Here is a 15,628-nt window from a genome sequence, read left to right as displayed (position 1 = left end):
CCCCTCCAGGCCGTCCTACGACGAGATCGCCGACCGCCTGGGGCGATCACGGGGAGCGTTGGGGCCGGCGCGGGGACGATGCCTCGACAAGCTCCGCGAGCAGCTCCGTCGCTTGGACGAACACGTCTGACCGGGGAGGGTCCGCCGGGGGGCTCAGCGGTCCTTCAGCAGCCGCCGTTCGTACTTGGCCCTGACGCGCGCCCGACGGGCGACCGTCTTGGGTGGGGTGGGCTGGCGCACGATGCGGACCCCGCCATGGGGGTCGGCGACGTCGACCCACTTCCGTTCCAGCAACCGCCCCCTGACGATGGCGCCGGTGCGGGGACCGGCGGCAGCTGCCACGACGCTGGCCAGGTCCGACCGCTCCATCCCAGCGGTCCCGCCGGCCTGACCGGCCTCGGCCACCGCGGTCTTGAGCTCGGGCATCCACAGCAGGTTCGTCAGCGCCACGTCGTCCTGGTCGGGGTTGTGGTCGGTCGCCCGGACCTCGTGGACGCCGGATGCATCGACGTCGGTCAACCCCCACCACGACGGCAGCATCTCCGCCGCCGAGGCGACGTGGCCGGCGTCACCCGCCAGGATGCAGCGGTCGCACACCCGGTCGTACCACCCGGCCTGCGTGGGCAGCCGCGCCAGCGTGTCCGCGGCGGACTTGATCTCCACCCCGATGATCGCCTCTGCGTGGATGACGACCAGGTCCGCCCGTGCCGACCCTCGCCCGAGACCCAGCTCGTGGACGACCAGCACCGGGCCGTCCGTCCCCGCGAGTCCCGCGACGAGGTCGTCGACGACCCGCGCCCGGACCTCCGCCTCGGACAGGGCGTCGGCTCCGGTCGATGCGCGTCCCATGGGCCGAGCCTACGGCCGGCCTGTCGCAGGACGGGGGAGGGGATGCCGGGCGGGTCCGTCGTCGGCGGTTCCCGCGGGGTTCAGCAGGTTCCGAAGAGCGCCGTCGCGTCGGCGGCCAGCTCGGGACAGGGGCCCTCGACCTCGACGGCGACGTCGGCGGCGTCGACGACGTCGTGCACGCGGATGTCCACGGTCGGGCCGCCGTGGCCCTCGACCTGGGCGATCATCGGCGCGGACAGCACGTAGACCAGCCGGCCGATCCCGGCCTTGACGTGGGCGGCGGCGCACATCGTGCAGTGCTCCCCGCTCGTGTACATCGTTGCGGCAGCCCGCTCGGCGGGATCGAGGTTGCGCGAGGCCCACGAGGCCAGCGCGAGCTCGGGATGGGCGGTCACGTCGCCGGTCGTCACGACCGTGTTCCGGCGCTCGGCCACCACGACACCCTCTCCGGACACCAGCACCGACCCGTACGGCTGGTCACCGGCAGCGGCGGCCTCGGCGGCCAGCTCGATGCAGCGGCGGAGATGCGTGAGATCGGTCTCGTTCATCGGTGGGTGATCCCGGTCGAGGGTTGTGGCGGGACTGTAGCGACGCCTGCGTCGTGGGGCGGAGACAACGTCACCGAGCTGTCGGTGCGCGCGGCGCTGTCCGGCTGTCCCCGACCTTCTCGCCGAACCCCTCAGGTTCCGCGCGCCCCTGCCGATCGGCCCGTGAAGGGCACTACCTCTGGACCGGGACACGGTGATGGCGCACGCAGGCGCGGAGAAGGTCGACCGGCGCGACGGGCTCCGTCGACGCATCTACCTGGCGTGCCTGCTCGTGGGCATCCCGATCCTGCTGAGCGTGTGGCTGACGCACCGTGCAGACGACCCCTACCTGGCCGTGGCCTATCCCCTGAGCGCGGCGTCACAGGTGGTGGTCGTCGTCGGGCTGCTGCGACGGACCATGGGGGTACGGACCGCCGAGCGGATCGTGCTGGCTGGCATCGTCGTGACCTACCTCGGTGGGCTCGGGTTCGGTGTGGTGACTGCCCCGGACCTCGCCGCCCTCGACGAACAGGTGACCCTGTCGGCCCTGCTCACGGTCAACCTGATGCCGATGCTGGCCTACGTCACGTTCGACACCGCCCGTGCGCTGCAGGTGTCCCTGGCGATCGTCGGGGCCTACATCGCGATCATCGGGATCCGCTTGATCCCCGAGGCGGTGTCGGGACGGCTGGGCGGTGACGCGACGGACTACCTGAGCCAGATGATCTTCCTGCTGGCGGGGGTCGGGCTGCTGCACGTGATCGCCCAGGTGAAGTCGCAGGCCGCCGAGGCCCGGCTGACCGCCGAGGCGATGGAGGCGCTGGCGAACACCGATGCCCTGACCGGCATCGCGAACCGGCGGCAGCTGCACCACGTGCTGGAGGAGTGGGTGGGCGCCGCGTCGCCGGACACCAACCTGGCCGTCGTACTGCTCGACCTCGACCACTTCAAGCAGATCAACGACAGCCATGGCCACGACATCGGCGACGGCGTGCTGCGACGGGTCGCCCGCATCCTCCAGGACGTGGCCCGCCCCGGTGACCTCGTCGGCCGATGGGGCGGCGAGGAGTTCCTGGTCATCGCCCCCGCGACCACCCGGGACGACGCCGTCGGGCTCGCCGAGGCGTGTCGTGTGGCCCTGCCGGCAGCGACGGCACCGACGGTGGGTCGGATCACCGCCAGCTTCGGTGTGGCGGTCCACCACGACGGGGACACCGCCTGGACGTTGCTCCGTCGCGCCGACGACGCGCTGTACACGGCGAAGGCGAGCGGACGTGACCGGGTGGAGGCAAGCGACGCCGGGGGTCGCGAGCTGACCCCGTCCCGCGTGGCCTGACCACACGACGGCACACTGGGCCGCGTGATCTCCTGGACCCGCGCCGTTGCTGTGATGTCGTTGACGGGGATGCTCCTCGGTGGCTGCGGGATCGGCGGTGGCGTGCAGGAGGTCACCCTCGAACAGTTGGCCGACGAGCAGGACGCGTGGGACGGGCGTGATGTCCGCACCCGGGGGATCGTGCGGATGGCCGAGCAGCCCCTCCACTACTGGATCGAGGACGCCGAGCCCAACCGGGTGGAGATCCTCCCCGCCGACGCTGTCGAGGACCTCGTCGGCCAGCAGGTCATCGTCGAGGGGACCTTCGCCTTCCGTGACGACCGGGGACGGACGATCACCGTCGGCAGCGTCGAGGTCGTGACGCCCGACCGCTGACCTCGACAGGGTTCGCCGGGGGTTCAGGTCCAGTCGAGGGCCGACCGGCGGGCCCAGTAGTCGGTCGGGGCCCCGGGGGTGGTCGACGGGACGTCGGCGGGGTCGACGTCGATCGCGCGGGTGTTGGACCGCAGGTGGGCCGCGGTGGCGGCACCCGACAGCACCACGTCGACGAACGGTTGGGCAAGCACCGCGGCGATCGCCAGCGCGTCGCTGGACGCCGGTCCAACGAGCGGACGATCCCCACGGGCCGTCAGCCGCCCGTTGGCCAGCGCCTCCTTCACGATGACCCCCCACCCGGCGTCGTGGGCCTCGGCCAGGGCCGGTCCTGCCGAGGGTTCGAGCACGTTCCACGTGGCCTGCACGCAGCGGAACGGGCTGTCGGGGATCGCCAGCGCCCGGCGGATCGTCTCGGCCTGTCCCGGTCCGGAGACCGACAGGCCGACCGTGACCGGTTCGGCCCGCAGGGCGTCCAGCACCTCCTCGTCGTCGAGGATCCCCGAGTCGAGCGTGGCGGAGTGGACCTGGTACAGGCCCAGCCGATCGCCGAGCAGCGCGTCGGTCTCGGCCCGCTGCCGGCGGAACGTCGCCAGCGAGTGGTCCTTCACCTCGTGCACCTCGGCGTCGACCCGCCAGCCGGCGGTGTAGGTGTAGCCCCATTTCGACCCGATCGTCACCGGTGCGGCGGGGGACCACGACGACAGGAACGCCTCGGCGCGCCCGTAGGACCGGGCCGCATCGACGTAGGTGATGCCGAGGGCGACCGCGACGTCGAGGACCTCGTGCGCTCGGTCGCGCATCCCCTCCACCGACCGGTCCCTGCCGACGTCGTCGGCATGGCCGACGTTGATGTAGCCGGGTCGCCCCAGCGCGGCCAGGCCGAGGCCGATGCGGCTGACCGTCGGGCCGCCGCGGCCGAGCGTTGTCGTGGGCATGCGGTCCATCGTCGTCATGCGACGGGACACTACGTCGAGCAGGGCCGGCCGACGACCGAGTGGACGCCGCTAGGCTGCCGCGCCGTGAGCCGACACCCCGTTGCCCCCGACCACCACGCGCCGTGACGACCCGACCGCTGCAGGGCCGCCTGGTGCAGGACGACGAACCCGGGGCGGCCGAGGTGCTGCGGTTGGTCGGTGTGGTCGGTGACCGCCTGCAGGCCCGGTTCGCCGAGATCAACGACACGATGAACGCGGCCATCGAGGACGCCATCGATGTGCTCGACGACCCGGAGATCCTCGACTCGATGCATGCCAGCGTCGAGGGCAACGTCGTGACGATCCTCCACCTGCTGCGCCAGGGGATCCCGCTGGAGCGGGCCCAGCCGATCACCGCAGCCACCGACTACGCACGGCGCACGGCCCAGCAGGGTGTGTCGTCCGCTGCCCTCCGGCGGGCGTATCACATCGGGTCCGACGACCTGCTTAACCACATGTTCGAGGAGATCCAGCAGCTCGACGCCGAAGCCGACGTCAAGCTGCGGCTCCTCCACCACCTCGCCGGCTGGATGCACCAGTACGTCGACTGGATCACCACCGTCGTGCTGGAGGTCCACGAGGAGGAACGGCGCCACGTCCTTCAGCGCCGCGCGAGCGTGGTGTCCGGGCTCGTCCAGCGGGTCCTCGACGGACGTCCCGTCGCCCCCGCGGACTTCCTCTCCCGCACCGGCTACCGGCTCTCCCAGGTCCACGTCGCGGCCGTCGTCTGGATGGCCGGGGCGAACCAGGGGACCGACCGGACGGCCGACCTGACGGAGGTGGGGCAACGGCTGGGTGTCCTGCTCGAGAGCCACGGCGTCCCGCTGCTGGTCCCGGTGGACCGCAACGCCGCGCGGATCTGGCTCGGCATGGGGCAGCGGACCGACCCCGTCGACATGGCCGAGCTGCGACGGCGGCTCGACGTCGACCCCGACGTCCGGATGGCGCTTGGCACCCCCCTGGCCGGCCACGACGGGTTCCGCCGCAGCCTGGAACGGGCCGAGGCGGTCAGGGCCGTGCCGGCCGTGGCCGCCACACCGGTCGCTCGAGCGGTCGGCTGGGCCGAGGACGGCATGACCACGGTCGCGCGTCTGGCACACGACCTCAGCGGGACCCGCCGTTGGGTCCACGAGGTGCTCGGGCCGCTGGCCGAAGCCACGGAGACCGCCGACCGGCTGCGCGAGACGGTCAGGGTGCACCTCCGGGCCGGCGGCAGCTACGTGCGCACCGGCGAGGTGCTGCTCCTCCACCGCAACACCGTGAAGTACCGCATCCAGCAGGTCGAGGAGATGCGCGGCCGGCCACTCGAGGACGGTCGTCTGGACCTCGAGCTGGCCCTGCACGCCTGCCACCTGCTCGGACCGGTCGTGCTGGCCGGCGGGGGGCCCAGCCGCTGACCACGGTCATCGACGGTTGTGCATCGTGCACGAGATCGCCGTGGATATTCGTCCCGCCGGACCGTGTTGCCCGCGGTGGTCACGGGCCTAGGTTCACCTTCCCGACATCGACCGAGCCGCAGCGCTCGACGCGGAGCCGACATGAGCCTGGACTACCTCCCTTGGCGTTGCCCTGCTGACCGCCGGGCAGCCGTCGCCGTGCGGGACGACCGCACGGAGCTGACCTACCGGCAGCTCGACGACTGGACGTGCGCCGTCGCTGGTCAGCTGGCCGGGCTGGGCCTCCGACGGGGCGACGTCGTGGCCATCGTCCTGCCCAACCGCGTCGAGCTGCTGGTCGTGATGCTCGCGGCGTGGCGGCTCGGCGCCGTGGCCACCCCGGTCAACCCGGTGTTCACCGAGCACGAGGCCGCCTACCAGATCGGGGACGCCGGTGCGCTCGTCGTCGTCAACGAGGGACGCGACGACAGCCCCCGCGGCGGCCGGCTGGCCATCGCGGTGGACGACTTGGCTCGGCCCGTCGACGGACGGCCACCGATCGGGCCGGACCCGGTCGACCTCTCCGGTGGTGACCTTGCCCTGCTCATCTACACGAGCGGCTCCACGGGGAAGCCCAAGGGCGTGATGCTGGATCACGACAACGCCGAGGCAATGACCAGCCAGATGGTGCAGCACTTCGGCCTGACCGCCGACGACCACTGCATGCTGGTCCTGCCGCTGTTCCACGTGAACGCGATCATGGTCAGCGTCCTGTCGGTCTGGCGTGCCGGCGGGCAGGTGTCGATCGTCGGCCAGTTCTCCGCCAGCCGGTTCTTCGACGACGTCGAACGGCTGCGGCCCACCTACTTCTCCGCAGTCCCGACGATCTACGCGATGCTCGTGGCCCTGCCGGAGGACGTTCGTCCGGACACGTCGTCGTTGCGGTTCGTCGTCTGCGGTGCTGCCCCGGTCTCGAAGGAGCTTCTGGTCGCGAGCCACGAACGGTACGGCTTCGAGATGGTCGAGGGGTACGGGCTGACCGAGGGCACGTGCGCCTCGGCGTGCAACCCGGTCGACGGGGTCCGGAAGCTCGGCACCGTGGGACCGGCCCTCCCGGGGCAGTCGATCCGGGTGGTCGACGAGGACGGCAACCCCGTCCCCACCGGCGAACGCGGCGAGGTCGTCATCGCCGGCCCGACTGTCATGCGCGGCTACCTCGGGCGTTGCGAGGCGACCGCCGAGACGATCGTCGACGGCTGGCTGCGCACCGGGGACGTCGGCGTGCTCGACGACGACGGCTACCTCCGCATCGTCGACCGCGTCAAGGACATGATCATCCGCGGCGGCGAGAACCTGTACCCCAAGGAGATCGAGTCGGTTCTGGCCGCCGTCGACGGCGTGCTGGAGGTCGCCGTCGTGGGTCGGCCGGACCCCCTGTTCGGCGAGGTGCCCGTCGCGTTCGTGTCCCGCTACCCCGGCGCGGACGTCGACGAGGCGACCCTGCTGGACCACTGCCGTCGGCACCTGACCAGGGTCAAGGTGCCGGAGGCCATCCACCTCGTCGACGAGCTGCCGCGCAACCCGGTCGGCAAGGTCGACAAACCGGGCCTGCGTCGGATGCTGCAACCCCAGCCCACCTAGCCCCACGGGACGGGCCTGCCCGTCCCGGTTGCCCCCGTCGGTCGAACCGACGTCGACCACGAGCCACCGCTCGGGGGATGTCGTCGCGTGCCTCGACGTGGGCTGCCCGCACACCTGTCAACGAAGGAGAAGGACGATGGGATTCAGGACCGCAGACATGCCGCCGGTGGACCCGGCGGAGTACGAGTCGATGCCGTTCATGGACCGCATGCGCATGCTGGCGACGCACTGGGTCGAGTACGGCTTCGGCGGCCCGAAGCAGATGCACATGCTGTACGTGTACAAGCTGTTGTTCTACGTGGTCGCCGGGGTGCTGGTCGTCGGGGCCACCACGCCGGGCCTGTCGCTGGTCGACCTCGGGGGCTGGTGGGGCGAACCGATCGTGTACGAGAAGCTGATCGTCTGGACCCTGCTGTTCGAGGTCACGGGCTACGCCTCGTCGTCGGGACCGCTGGCGTTCAAGTTCGCGCCGTTCACCGGCGGCTGGCGCTACTGGACCCGACGCAACACCCTTCGGCTGCCCCCGTGGCCGGACAAGGTGCCCTTCACCGCCGGTGACCACCGCACCGTCGTCGACGTCACCCTCTACGGCGCGATCCTGGTGGTGCTGGTCGGCCTGCTGGTGGCGCCCGGAACCCAGGACAACGCCTTCCCCGGGACCGACGCCGGCCTGATCCACCCGATGGGCCTGCTGGCCTACGTCGTGCTCATCTGCGTCATGGGCCTGCGTGACCGGGTGGTCTACCTGGCCGCCCGCTCCGAGCAGTACGTCGCGATCCTGTTCTTCTTCGCCGTCCTGTCCAGCCCCGTCGACATGATCCTGGCCGCGAAGATCGCGATGGTCACCATCTGGATGGGCGCCGGGGTGTCGAAGTTCGGCCACCACTTCACCTCCGTGGTTCCCCCGATGATGAGCAACACGCCCTGGATCACCTCCACGGCCTTCAAGCGCAAGCTCTACCGGAGCTTCCCCGACGACCTGCGCCCGTCACGACTCGCCTGGGCGTTCGCCCACATCGGCGGCACGGTCGTCGAGCTGTGCCTGCCGGTCGTGCTGCTGTTCTCGACCAACTCCACGGTCACCTGGCTGGCCATCGCGGGGATGATCCTCTTCCACGTCTTCATCACCTCCACCTTCCCGCTCGCCGTGCCGCTGGAGTGGAACGTCTTCTTCATGTTCGCCACCGCCTGGTTGTTCGCCGGCTTCCCGGCGGGGGAGGGGTACGCGATCGGTGACGTCAGCTCCCCGCTGGTGCTGACGGCCATCGCCGTGGCGTTCCTGTCCATGCCCATCCTCGGCAACCTGCGTCCCGACCTGGTCAGCTTCCTGCCGTCCATGCGGCAGTATGCCGGCAACTGGGCGTCGGCCACATGGGCCTTCCGGGGGGATGCGGCCGAGGACAAGCTCAACCAGCACCTGGTCAAGGCCAACGCCAACCAGGTCGACCAGCTGGCCGCCGCTTACGGCAAGGAGGTCGCGGAGATCTTCATGCAGAAGGCGATGGCCTGGCGGACCATGCACAGCCAGGGCCGGGCGCTGATGTCGCTGATGATGCGTCACCTCGACCGGCTGGAGAACTACCGCATCCGCGAGGGCGAGTTCACCTGCACGACCCTCATCGGCTGGCAGTTCGGGGATGCGCACCTGCACAACGAGCAGACGATCACCGCCGTCCAGAAGCGCTGCGGCTTCGAGCCGGGGGAGTGCATCATCGTGTGGATCGAGTCCCAGCCGATCCATCGCAAGCGGCTGGAGTACAAGGTCATCGACGCGGCCGTCGGTGTCGTCGAGCGCGGGCACTACCACCCGGCCGACGCCGTCGACGAGCAGCCGTGGCTGCCGAACGGGCCGATCCCCCACACCGTCACCTGGCGCCGCGACGGGTACGTGCCGAGCGGCGAGTGGGCCCACCCGTCGGCTCGTGCGACGGTGGGGGCATGACCAGCCGGGTGCGCAGCCGATGACCGACGCCGTGGTGGTGGGCAGCGGGCCGAACGGCCTGGCTGCCGCCGTCACGCTGGCCACCGCCGGCGTGACGGTCAGGGTGCTGGAGGCAGCCGACACGATCGGCGGCGGGGTGCGCAGCAGCGAGCTGACGGTCCCCGGGCTGCTGCACGACGAGTGCAGCGGCTTCCATCCCCTGGCCGTCGACACCGCCTTCAGCCGGTCGGTGGACCTTGCCGCCCACGGCCTGACCTGGCGGTGGCCCGAGGTCCAGTACAGCCATCCCCTGGACGGGGGGAGGGGGGCGGCGGCGTACCGCTCGGTGGACGACACCGCCGACGGGCTCGGCGTCGACGGCGGCGCGTGGCGTCGGCTGTTCGGTCCGCTGGTCGACCGGTTCGACCGGATCGCCGAGGACTTCCTCCAGCCGATGCTGCACGTCCCCGCCCATCCGTTCGCGCTCGGTCGCTTCGGCCTGCGCGCCGCCCCGTCGGTGCAGCTGCTCGCGTCGCGGTTGTCCACCCAGGAGGCCCGGGCCCTGTGGGCCGGAGCCGGCGCGCACGGGATGCGCCCGTTCGGCCACCCCCTGTCGGCGGCCATCGGGGCGGCCCTCGCGACGGCCGCACATCGGTACGGGTGGCCGGTGGCAGAGGGAGGGTCACAGGCCATCGCCACGGCCATGCGGTCCGTCATCGAGGCGCACGGCGGGACCATCGAGACCGGCGTCCGCGTCGAGTCGCTGGAGGAGCTCGGCAGCCCCGACCTGACGGTGCTGGACGTGGCCCCGGGGGCGGTCGTGCGGATGGCCGGCGATCGCCTGCCGTTGCGGGTGGCCCGGGCGTACCGGCGGTACCGCCACGGCCCGGGGGCGTTCAAGGTCGAGTACGCGGTGGAGGGTGGGGTGCCGTGGAGCCACGAACCGACCCGGCGGGCCGGCACCGTGCACGTCATCGGGGACTTCGAGGAGACGGCGGCCGCGGAGCAGGCCGTGCACCGCGGTCGGATGCCCGAGCGGCCGTTCGTGCTGCTCGGCCAGCAGTCCCTCGCCGACCCGGGACGAGCCCGGGGCGACCTGCACCCCGTCTACGCCTACGCGCACACGCCGCACGGGTGGACCGGCGACGCCACCGAGGCGATCACCGCCCAGGTCGAGCGGTTCGCGCCCGGCTTCCGCGACCGCGTCGTCGCCACGCACGTCCGGTCGACGACGCAGATGTCGGTGCACAACCCCAACTACGTCGGCGGCGACATCGTCACGGGAGCCAACACGCCATGGCAGCTGGTCTTCCGCCCCCGGGTCACGCTGGACCCCTACGCCACCGGCATCCCCGGGGTGTACCTCTGCTCGGCGGCAACTCCGCCCGGCGCCGGCGCCCACGGCATGTGTGGCTTCCACGCCGCCCGGTCGGCGCTGGACTGGCTTCGCGGTCAGTGACGGCCCGAGCTGGTGACCGGCGGCTCACCGCGCTGTGAGCCGCCGGCCGGTTGTGTCCGTCGTCAGTAGTTGCACCAGAGCAGGTCGTCGGCGACGGCGTCGAAGCCGTAGATCTCACCGCTCCAGGGGAACACCTCGAACTGGGCCCAGATCAGGTCCCATCCGACGTCCACGGTCATCGTGACGGTGTAGCCGCCGTCGGGTGCGGGTCCGTCGACCCAGGTGTCGAGCGCCGGGGTGTAGCCGCAGGCGTACATGGCGTTCTCGGCCACCCACATGGCCTCGGCCCATTCGTCCGTCGGCGGTGCCGGGGTCGTGAAGCCCCAGTACGCGTCGATCTCCCACGAGGGGTACACGGTCTCGCAGGGGATCCCGTCGACGTCGGCGTCCATGCGGTTCGGTGCGCCGTCGGCGTACCAGTAGTCCACGGCGTCGACGTAGCTGTAGCCCATCGCGAACAGGTCAGCGCAGAACAGCCCGGTCGGCAGGCCGAAGCTGTTGACCGGCGGGTTCGGCGCAGGGGCCGGAGCCGGGACCGCCGGCGCCGGCGCAGGCGCAGGGGCCGGAGCCGCGGGGGCGGGAACGGGGACGGGCGCGGGGGTCGTGGTCGTGATGGCCTGGAAGGTCTGCACGATCCGGACCGCGGCGTCGACATCGGCGGTGGAGGTCATCTGGACCTGGACCGCGAGGACGCCGTTGGTCCCGTCGGTGGCGGCGATCTGCAGCATCGCGCTGTCGGTCGAGCCACAGCCGGCGTGGAGGATGGCCGTGCCGACGTACCAGCCGTCGTCGTAGGCGTAGGACCGCTGCTCGGTGCAGGTCGTGTCGGCGGCGATGGCGCTGCCCATGTCGGCGAGCACGGTGTCGGTGGTCCCGGTTGCGGCGGTCCGCAGCTCGAGGATGGCGCCGGAGCCGTCCCAGCGATCGATCAGTCCCTCGAGGTCGGGGGCCGCCCAGATCGAGGGGATCGCGACACCGTCGCTGGTGTCGTTGCGGAGGTCACGGTCGGCCCACGCGGTGGGGAGCTCGACGGTCAGCTGACCACTGTCGTCGGTGACCCACTCGAAGGTCGTGTACGGCGAGGCAGGGGGGAGTGCCAGCCAGGAGAAGTCAACGCCGGCAGCAGCCGCGGCGACGGTCGCGTCGTCGGAGCCGCGTTCGGGCTTGCCCTCGTCGAGCGGCGCCTCCGGCACGGCCTCGGTCGTCGGCTCCGCTGCGGGGGCCGGCGGGACAGGAGCCGCGGGCTCCTCCGCCACCGGTACCTCGACCTCGGTCGGCGGGGCGACCTCGGTGGTCGTCTCACCGCTGTCGCGAAGCAGCAGCAGGCCGACCAGCCCACCCACGACGACCAGGAGGACGGCGAGGGCGGCCACGATCCACGGCGTCGCGGACGACCCGGATGGTGAGGGGGAAGGGGGCAACGGTCCAGAGGGTCCACCGACTCCCTGGGGTGCCGCAGCCGGCATCTGGCCCTGGTACGGGCTCGCTGTCGGACGGGGTTCGAGGCGGATCTGGTCTCGTTCTCGCGTGTCGCCGAGCATGACCACCGACGTCCTTCCCGACCGGAACGGATCCGGTCGAGGCCAGCATGCACCGGGGCCCGCGGGTGGACACGAGGCGAACGACCCGATCCCCACGGGACCTTCGGCTGACGTCTGTCCGCTGGGTGACGCACGGTCGACCCATGCGCCTGTCGGGCGATCGCGACGGGCGGCCCGGAACCCGACACGCCCGGAACCCGACACGCCCGGAACCCGACACGCCCGGAACCCGACTCGCGTGGCCCTGCCGGACGGCCCTCGGGAACCGGGTCGTTCGGCACGGCTGCGTCCGGCCGACGCGCTGCACCATCGGGTCGACCCTCCCACGGATCGAGGAACGACCATGACCGCCACCTCCATCACGTCCGCCGCCCACACCCACGTCATCGATGACCTCCGCGCACCCACCCGGGCGTTCCGCAAGGCCGCCCCCGAGGCGTGGGCGGGCTTCGGCGCCCTCCACCAGGCGGCGGTCGCCGACGGGGTCGTCCCCGCGTCGATGAAGGAGCTGGTCGCGCTGGCCATCGCCGTGACCCAGCACTGCGACGGATGTGTGGCCTACCACGCCAAGGCCGCCGTGGTGAAGGGTGCCACCCGTGAGCAGGCGGTCGAGGTGCTCGAGGTGGCGCTGCTGATGGCCGGCGGTCCTGCGTCGGTCTGGGCGCCGAGGGCGCTCGCGGCCTTCGACGAGTTCGCCGACGCCCACGACGCGGCGTCCTGACATGGCGGGGTCCTGACCCCGTGAACAGCCCCGTGACGATCCCCGGTGGGTTCCGCGCCGCCCGCCTGGCCGTGACCCTGACGGCCCTCGCCGTCGGGGGAGGACTGGCGTTGGCCGACCGCGACGTCGCCGCGGCGTGGACGTGGACGGCCGGTGCGCTGGTCCAGCTCGTGCCCCTGGTCCGGGCCACCCTCCTCAGCGTCGTGCGTCGGCAGCCGGACGTCGACGTCATCGCCCTGCTGGCCATCGTGGGTGCACTGCTGGCGGGCGAACCGCTTGCGGCGGTGGTGGTCGCGGTGATGCTTGCCACGGGGGAGGCGCTGGAGGACTGGGCTGCGGGCCGGGCGGAGCGATCCCTCACCGCCCTGCTCAGCCATGCACCCGACCGGACCCACCGACGACTCGACGGTGGGCTGGAGGACGTGGCGGTCGGCGACGTGCGGCCCGGCGACGTGCTGGTCGTGGTGACCGGAGAGGTGGTCCCGGTCGACGGCCTCGTGCTCGACCGAGCGGTGCTGGACGAGTCGACGCTGACCGGCGAGGCCATACCGGTCGTCCGCGACGCCGGACAGGTCGTCTCGTCCGGCGTGACCAACATCGGTCCACCCGCCGAGATCCGTGCGACCGCCACGGCGGCGGACAGCACCTACGCCGGCATCGTCCGGCTGGTGACCCGGGCACGGTCGACCAAGCCGCCCATGGTCAGGCTGGCCGACCGCTGGGCCGCGTGGTTCGTGCCCCTGGCGCTGGTCGTGGCGGGTGCGGCCTGGGCGTGGTCGGGCGACCCGGTGCGGGCCCTCGCGGTGCTGGTCGTGGCGACCCCCTGTCCGCTGCTGCTCGCGACGCCGATCGCGATGGTGTCGGGCATCTCACGGGCCGCCCGTTCGGGCGTCATCGTGAAGGACGGGCGCGGCCTGGAGGCGCTCGCACGCACACGGACAATGTGCCTGGACAAGACGGGCACCCTCACCGCCGGCCATCCCGAGGTCGTCGAGGTCATCCTCCTCTCCGACATCGACGAGGGGCAGGTCCGTCGCCTCGCCGCGGCCGTCGAGCAGCTCTCTGCCCACCCCTTCGCGGCGGCACTCGTGGCGGCCGCCGGTGCGGATCCGCTGCCGGTTCCGACATCGGTGGAGGAGGTGGCGGGGGAGGGGGTCCGTGGGAGCGTCGACGGTGTCGCCGTCGCCGTCGGCACGCGATCGTTCGTCGCGGACGGGGCGCCGGCGGTGCCCGACGTGCCGAGCCTGCGGGGCGTCGAGGGGGACGGGGGTCCCGGCGACACGTTCGCCTGGGTCGCCGTCGATGGGCAGGTGACGGCGGTGATGCGGCTGCGGGATCCGGTCAGGCCGGAGGCACGGTCCACCGTCGACCGGCTGGGGCAGGCCGGGGTGACTCGAACCGTGCTGGTCACCGGCGACTCGGGACCCGTGGCCACCGCCGTCGCGAACGCGGTCGGCATCACCGTCGTGCATGCGGACTGCACGCCTGCGGGCAAGGTCGAGCGGGTCGCGGAGGAGCAGCTCCACCAGCCCACCGCCATGGTCGGTGACGGTGTCAACGACGCCCCCTCACTGGCTGCGGCCGACGTCGGCATCGCGATGGGTGCACGCGGCGCGACCGCGTCGAGCGAGGCGGCTGACCTCGTCGTGACGGCCGACCGCATCGACGCGCTCGCCGACGTGCACCGCATCGCCGTGGACACCATCTCCATCGCGCGGATCAGCGCGGTCGGTGGGATGGCCCTGTCCGGCGTGGCCATGGTGGCGGCGGCGGTCGGCCTGCTGACCCCCGTGGCCGGCGCGGTGCTCCAGGAGGGCATCGACGTCCTCGCCATCGCCCACGCCCTGCGCGCCCTCGGCCCCCTAGCCGGTGACCGTCGTCGCCGGCCTCGTCGCCGGCGCCTGTGGGCCACCCACCCCTCCCAGGTGTGTCGCCCAACCACGACGGGTGGCCGGTTCGACGACACACCTCCGCCCGGGCCCGCCTCGATCCCGCCGGTGTGTCGCCCAACCACGACGGGTGGCCGGTTCGACGACACACCCTGAGGTCAGGCGGGGGTGACGGCGATGATGGCGGTCCGGGGGATGGGGCCGTGGACGTGGGGGAACACCTCGCCCCGGCCGGTGGTGTCCTCGCGGATGATCGGCGCCGTGACCCTCGACGGGTCGATGTGCAGCAGGAGCAGGTCGTCGCGGTCGGCGTAGTACCGCTCGATGACGCCGGCGACCTGGTCGGGGTCGGCGCAGTGCACGAAGCCCTCGACGCCCAGGCTGGCGGGCCGCAGCTCGGCCTCCACCGCCGCCCACTCGTCCCGCCCGATGACGTGCACGATGACCCCAGCCCCCGACCCGGGCGTCACGACGCGACCACCGGCAGGACCGTGGCCTCCTCGACCGCCCCGTCCCGCAGGACCAGCCGGCCAATCGTCGTGACGGGCTGCTGACGGCGCTGGGTCGGCGATCCCGGGTTGAACAGCAGCTGCCCGCCCACCCCCGCCTCGTTCCACGGGATGTGGCTGTGCCCGAAGACCACCACGTCGGCGTCGGGGAACATGTCGTGCAGCCGCTCGGCCCGTCCCGTCGCCCGGCCGCTGTCGTGCACCATCCCGACGCGCACCCCGGCCAGCTCGACCTGCAGCCGCTCGGGCAGCACCCCCGCCAACGACGTGTCGTTGTTGCCCAGCACGGCATGCACGGGCGCATGACGGGCCAGGACGTCCAGGACCGGCTGCTCGACGATGTCGCCCGCGTGGAGGATCACGTCGGCATCCCGCACGAGGTCGAACACCGCGTCGGGCAGGTCCTCAGCGCGGTCGGCACGCCGGTGGGTGTCGGCCAGCACGGCAACACGCAGGGAACGATCAGGGGTGGGCACGGACGAACCGTACCCACCCCTCCCCCCGGTTGAT

The 15,628-nt window shown here is 72.2% G+C and carries 14 protein-coding genes; 8 read left to right on the top strand and 6 right to left on the bottom strand.

Annotated features, from left to right (window positions below; translation table 11 throughout):
* Positions 1-153: 153 nt before the first annotated feature.
* Together CUC05_RS16890 and CUC05_RS16885 are read right to left on the bottom strand one after the other, a co-directional pair.
* A complete protein-coding gene (locus CUC05_RS16890; RefSeq protein WP_108667289.1) occupies positions 154-849 on the bottom strand; it encodes a sce7726 family protein in 696 nt (231 codons plus the stop codon).
* Positions 850-929: 80 nt separating this feature from the next.
* Complete coding sequence (locus CUC05_RS16885) at positions 930-1,397, bottom strand: nucleoside deaminase (RefSeq protein WP_108667288.1); 468 nt, start codon at positions 1,395-1,397, stop codon at positions 930-932.
* Between the two features lie 196 nt (positions 1,398-1,593).
* Between CUC05_RS16885 and CUC05_RS16880 the strand changes: the two genes are divergently transcribed.
* Together CUC05_RS16880 and CUC05_RS16875 are read left to right on the top strand one after the other, a co-directional pair.
* The gene (locus tag CUC05_RS16880) at positions 1,594-2,712 is read left to right on the top strand and encodes a GGDEF domain-containing protein (protein ID WP_108667287.1); all 1,119 of its coding nucleotides are present in this window, start codon (positions 1,594-1,596) and stop codon (positions 2,710-2,712) included.
* Between the two features lie 24 nt (positions 2,713-2,736).
* A complete protein-coding gene (locus CUC05_RS16875) occupies positions 2,737-3,087 on the top strand; it encodes a hypothetical protein (RefSeq protein WP_108667286.1) in 351 nt (116 codons plus the stop codon).
* A gap of 23 nt (positions 3,088-3,110) precedes the next feature.
* Here CUC05_RS16875 and CUC05_RS16870 read toward each other — a convergent pair whose 3' ends face one another.
* Positions 3,111-4,022: an aldo/keto reductase gene (locus CUC05_RS16870; RefSeq protein ID WP_205712390.1), complete on the bottom strand. Its 912-nt coding sequence runs from the start codon at positions 4,020-4,022 to the stop codon at positions 3,111-3,113.
* Between the two features lie 122 nt (positions 4,023-4,144).
* Between CUC05_RS16870 and CUC05_RS16865 the strand changes: the two genes are divergently transcribed.
* The 4 genes from CUC05_RS16865 (at position 4,145) to CUC05_RS16850 (ending at position 10,458) form a co-directional block, all read left to right on the top strand.
* Complete coding sequence (locus tag CUC05_RS16865) at positions 4,145-5,458, top strand: PucR family transcriptional regulator (RefSeq protein ID WP_108667284.1); 1,314 nt, start codon at positions 4,145-4,147, stop codon at positions 5,456-5,458.
* Positions 5,459-5,599: 141 nt separating this feature from the next.
* Positions 5,600-7,078, top strand: a complete 1,479-nt coding sequence (locus CUC05_RS16860; protein WP_108667283.1) for a class I adenylate-forming enzyme family protein — start codon at positions 5,600-5,602, stop codon at positions 7,076-7,078.
* Positions 7,079-7,214: 136 nt separating this feature from the next.
* Positions 7,215-9,020: a DUF3556 domain-containing protein gene (locus CUC05_RS16855; protein ID WP_108667282.1), complete on the top strand. Its 1,806-nt coding sequence runs from the start codon at positions 7,215-7,217 to the stop codon at positions 9,018-9,020.
* 19 nt (positions 9,021-9,039) lie between these two features.
* A complete protein-coding gene (locus tag CUC05_RS16850; RefSeq protein WP_108667309.1) occupies positions 9,040-10,458 on the top strand; it encodes a phytoene desaturase family protein in 1,419 nt (472 codons plus the stop codon).
* A 62-nt stretch (positions 10,459-10,520) separates the two neighbouring features.
* On the opposite strand, the gene CUC05_RS25940 is transcribed toward CUC05_RS16850, so the two are convergent.
* Positions 10,521-11,831: a hypothetical protein gene (locus CUC05_RS25940; RefSeq protein ID WP_205712389.1), complete on the bottom strand. Its 1,311-nt coding sequence runs from the start codon at positions 11,829-11,831 to the stop codon at positions 10,521-10,523.
* A 511-nt stretch (positions 11,832-12,342) separates the two neighbouring features.
* On the opposite strand from CUC05_RS25940, the gene CUC05_RS16840 reads away from it, so the two are divergent.
* Together CUC05_RS16840 and CUC05_RS16835 are read left to right on the top strand one after the other, a co-directional pair.
* Complete coding sequence (locus tag CUC05_RS16840) at positions 12,343-12,720, top strand: carboxymuconolactone decarboxylase family protein (protein ID WP_108667308.1); 378 nt, start codon at positions 12,343-12,345, stop codon at positions 12,718-12,720.
* Positions 12,721-12,740: 20 nt separating this feature from the next.
* Positions 12,741-14,765 carry a heavy metal translocating P-type ATPase gene (locus CUC05_RS16835; RefSeq protein WP_108667281.1) on the top strand — a complete coding sequence of 675 codons (2,025 nt, stop codon included), beginning with the start codon at positions 12,741-12,743 and terminating at the stop codon, positions 14,763-14,765.
* Positions 14,766-14,767: 2 nt separating this feature from the next.
* Here CUC05_RS16835 and CUC05_RS16830 read toward each other — a convergent pair whose 3' ends face one another.
* Together CUC05_RS16830 and CUC05_RS16825 are read right to left on the bottom strand one after the other, a co-directional pair.
* The gene (locus tag CUC05_RS16830; protein WP_108667280.1) at positions 14,768-15,079 is read right to left on the bottom strand and encodes a DUF952 domain-containing protein; all 312 of its coding nucleotides are present in this window, start codon (positions 15,077-15,079) and stop codon (positions 14,768-14,770) included.
* Positions 15,076-15,594: a metallophosphoesterase family protein gene (locus CUC05_RS16825; RefSeq protein ID WP_205712388.1), complete on the bottom strand. Its 519-nt coding sequence runs from the start codon at positions 15,592-15,594 to the stop codon at positions 15,076-15,078. Before CUC05_RS16825 ends, CUC05_RS16830 begins: the two co-directional genes overlap by 4 nt.
* Positions 15,595-15,628 lie beyond the last annotated feature (34 nt).

Origin of the sequence: Euzebya rosea, assembly GCF_003073135.1 — a bacterium.
Taxonomy (GTDB): domain Bacteria; phylum Actinomycetota; class Nitriliruptoria; order Euzebyales; family Euzebyaceae; genus Euzebya; species Euzebya rosea.
The sequence above is the reverse complement of the archived record's forward strand: the minus strand, read 5'-3'. Positions and strand labels throughout refer to the sequence as shown.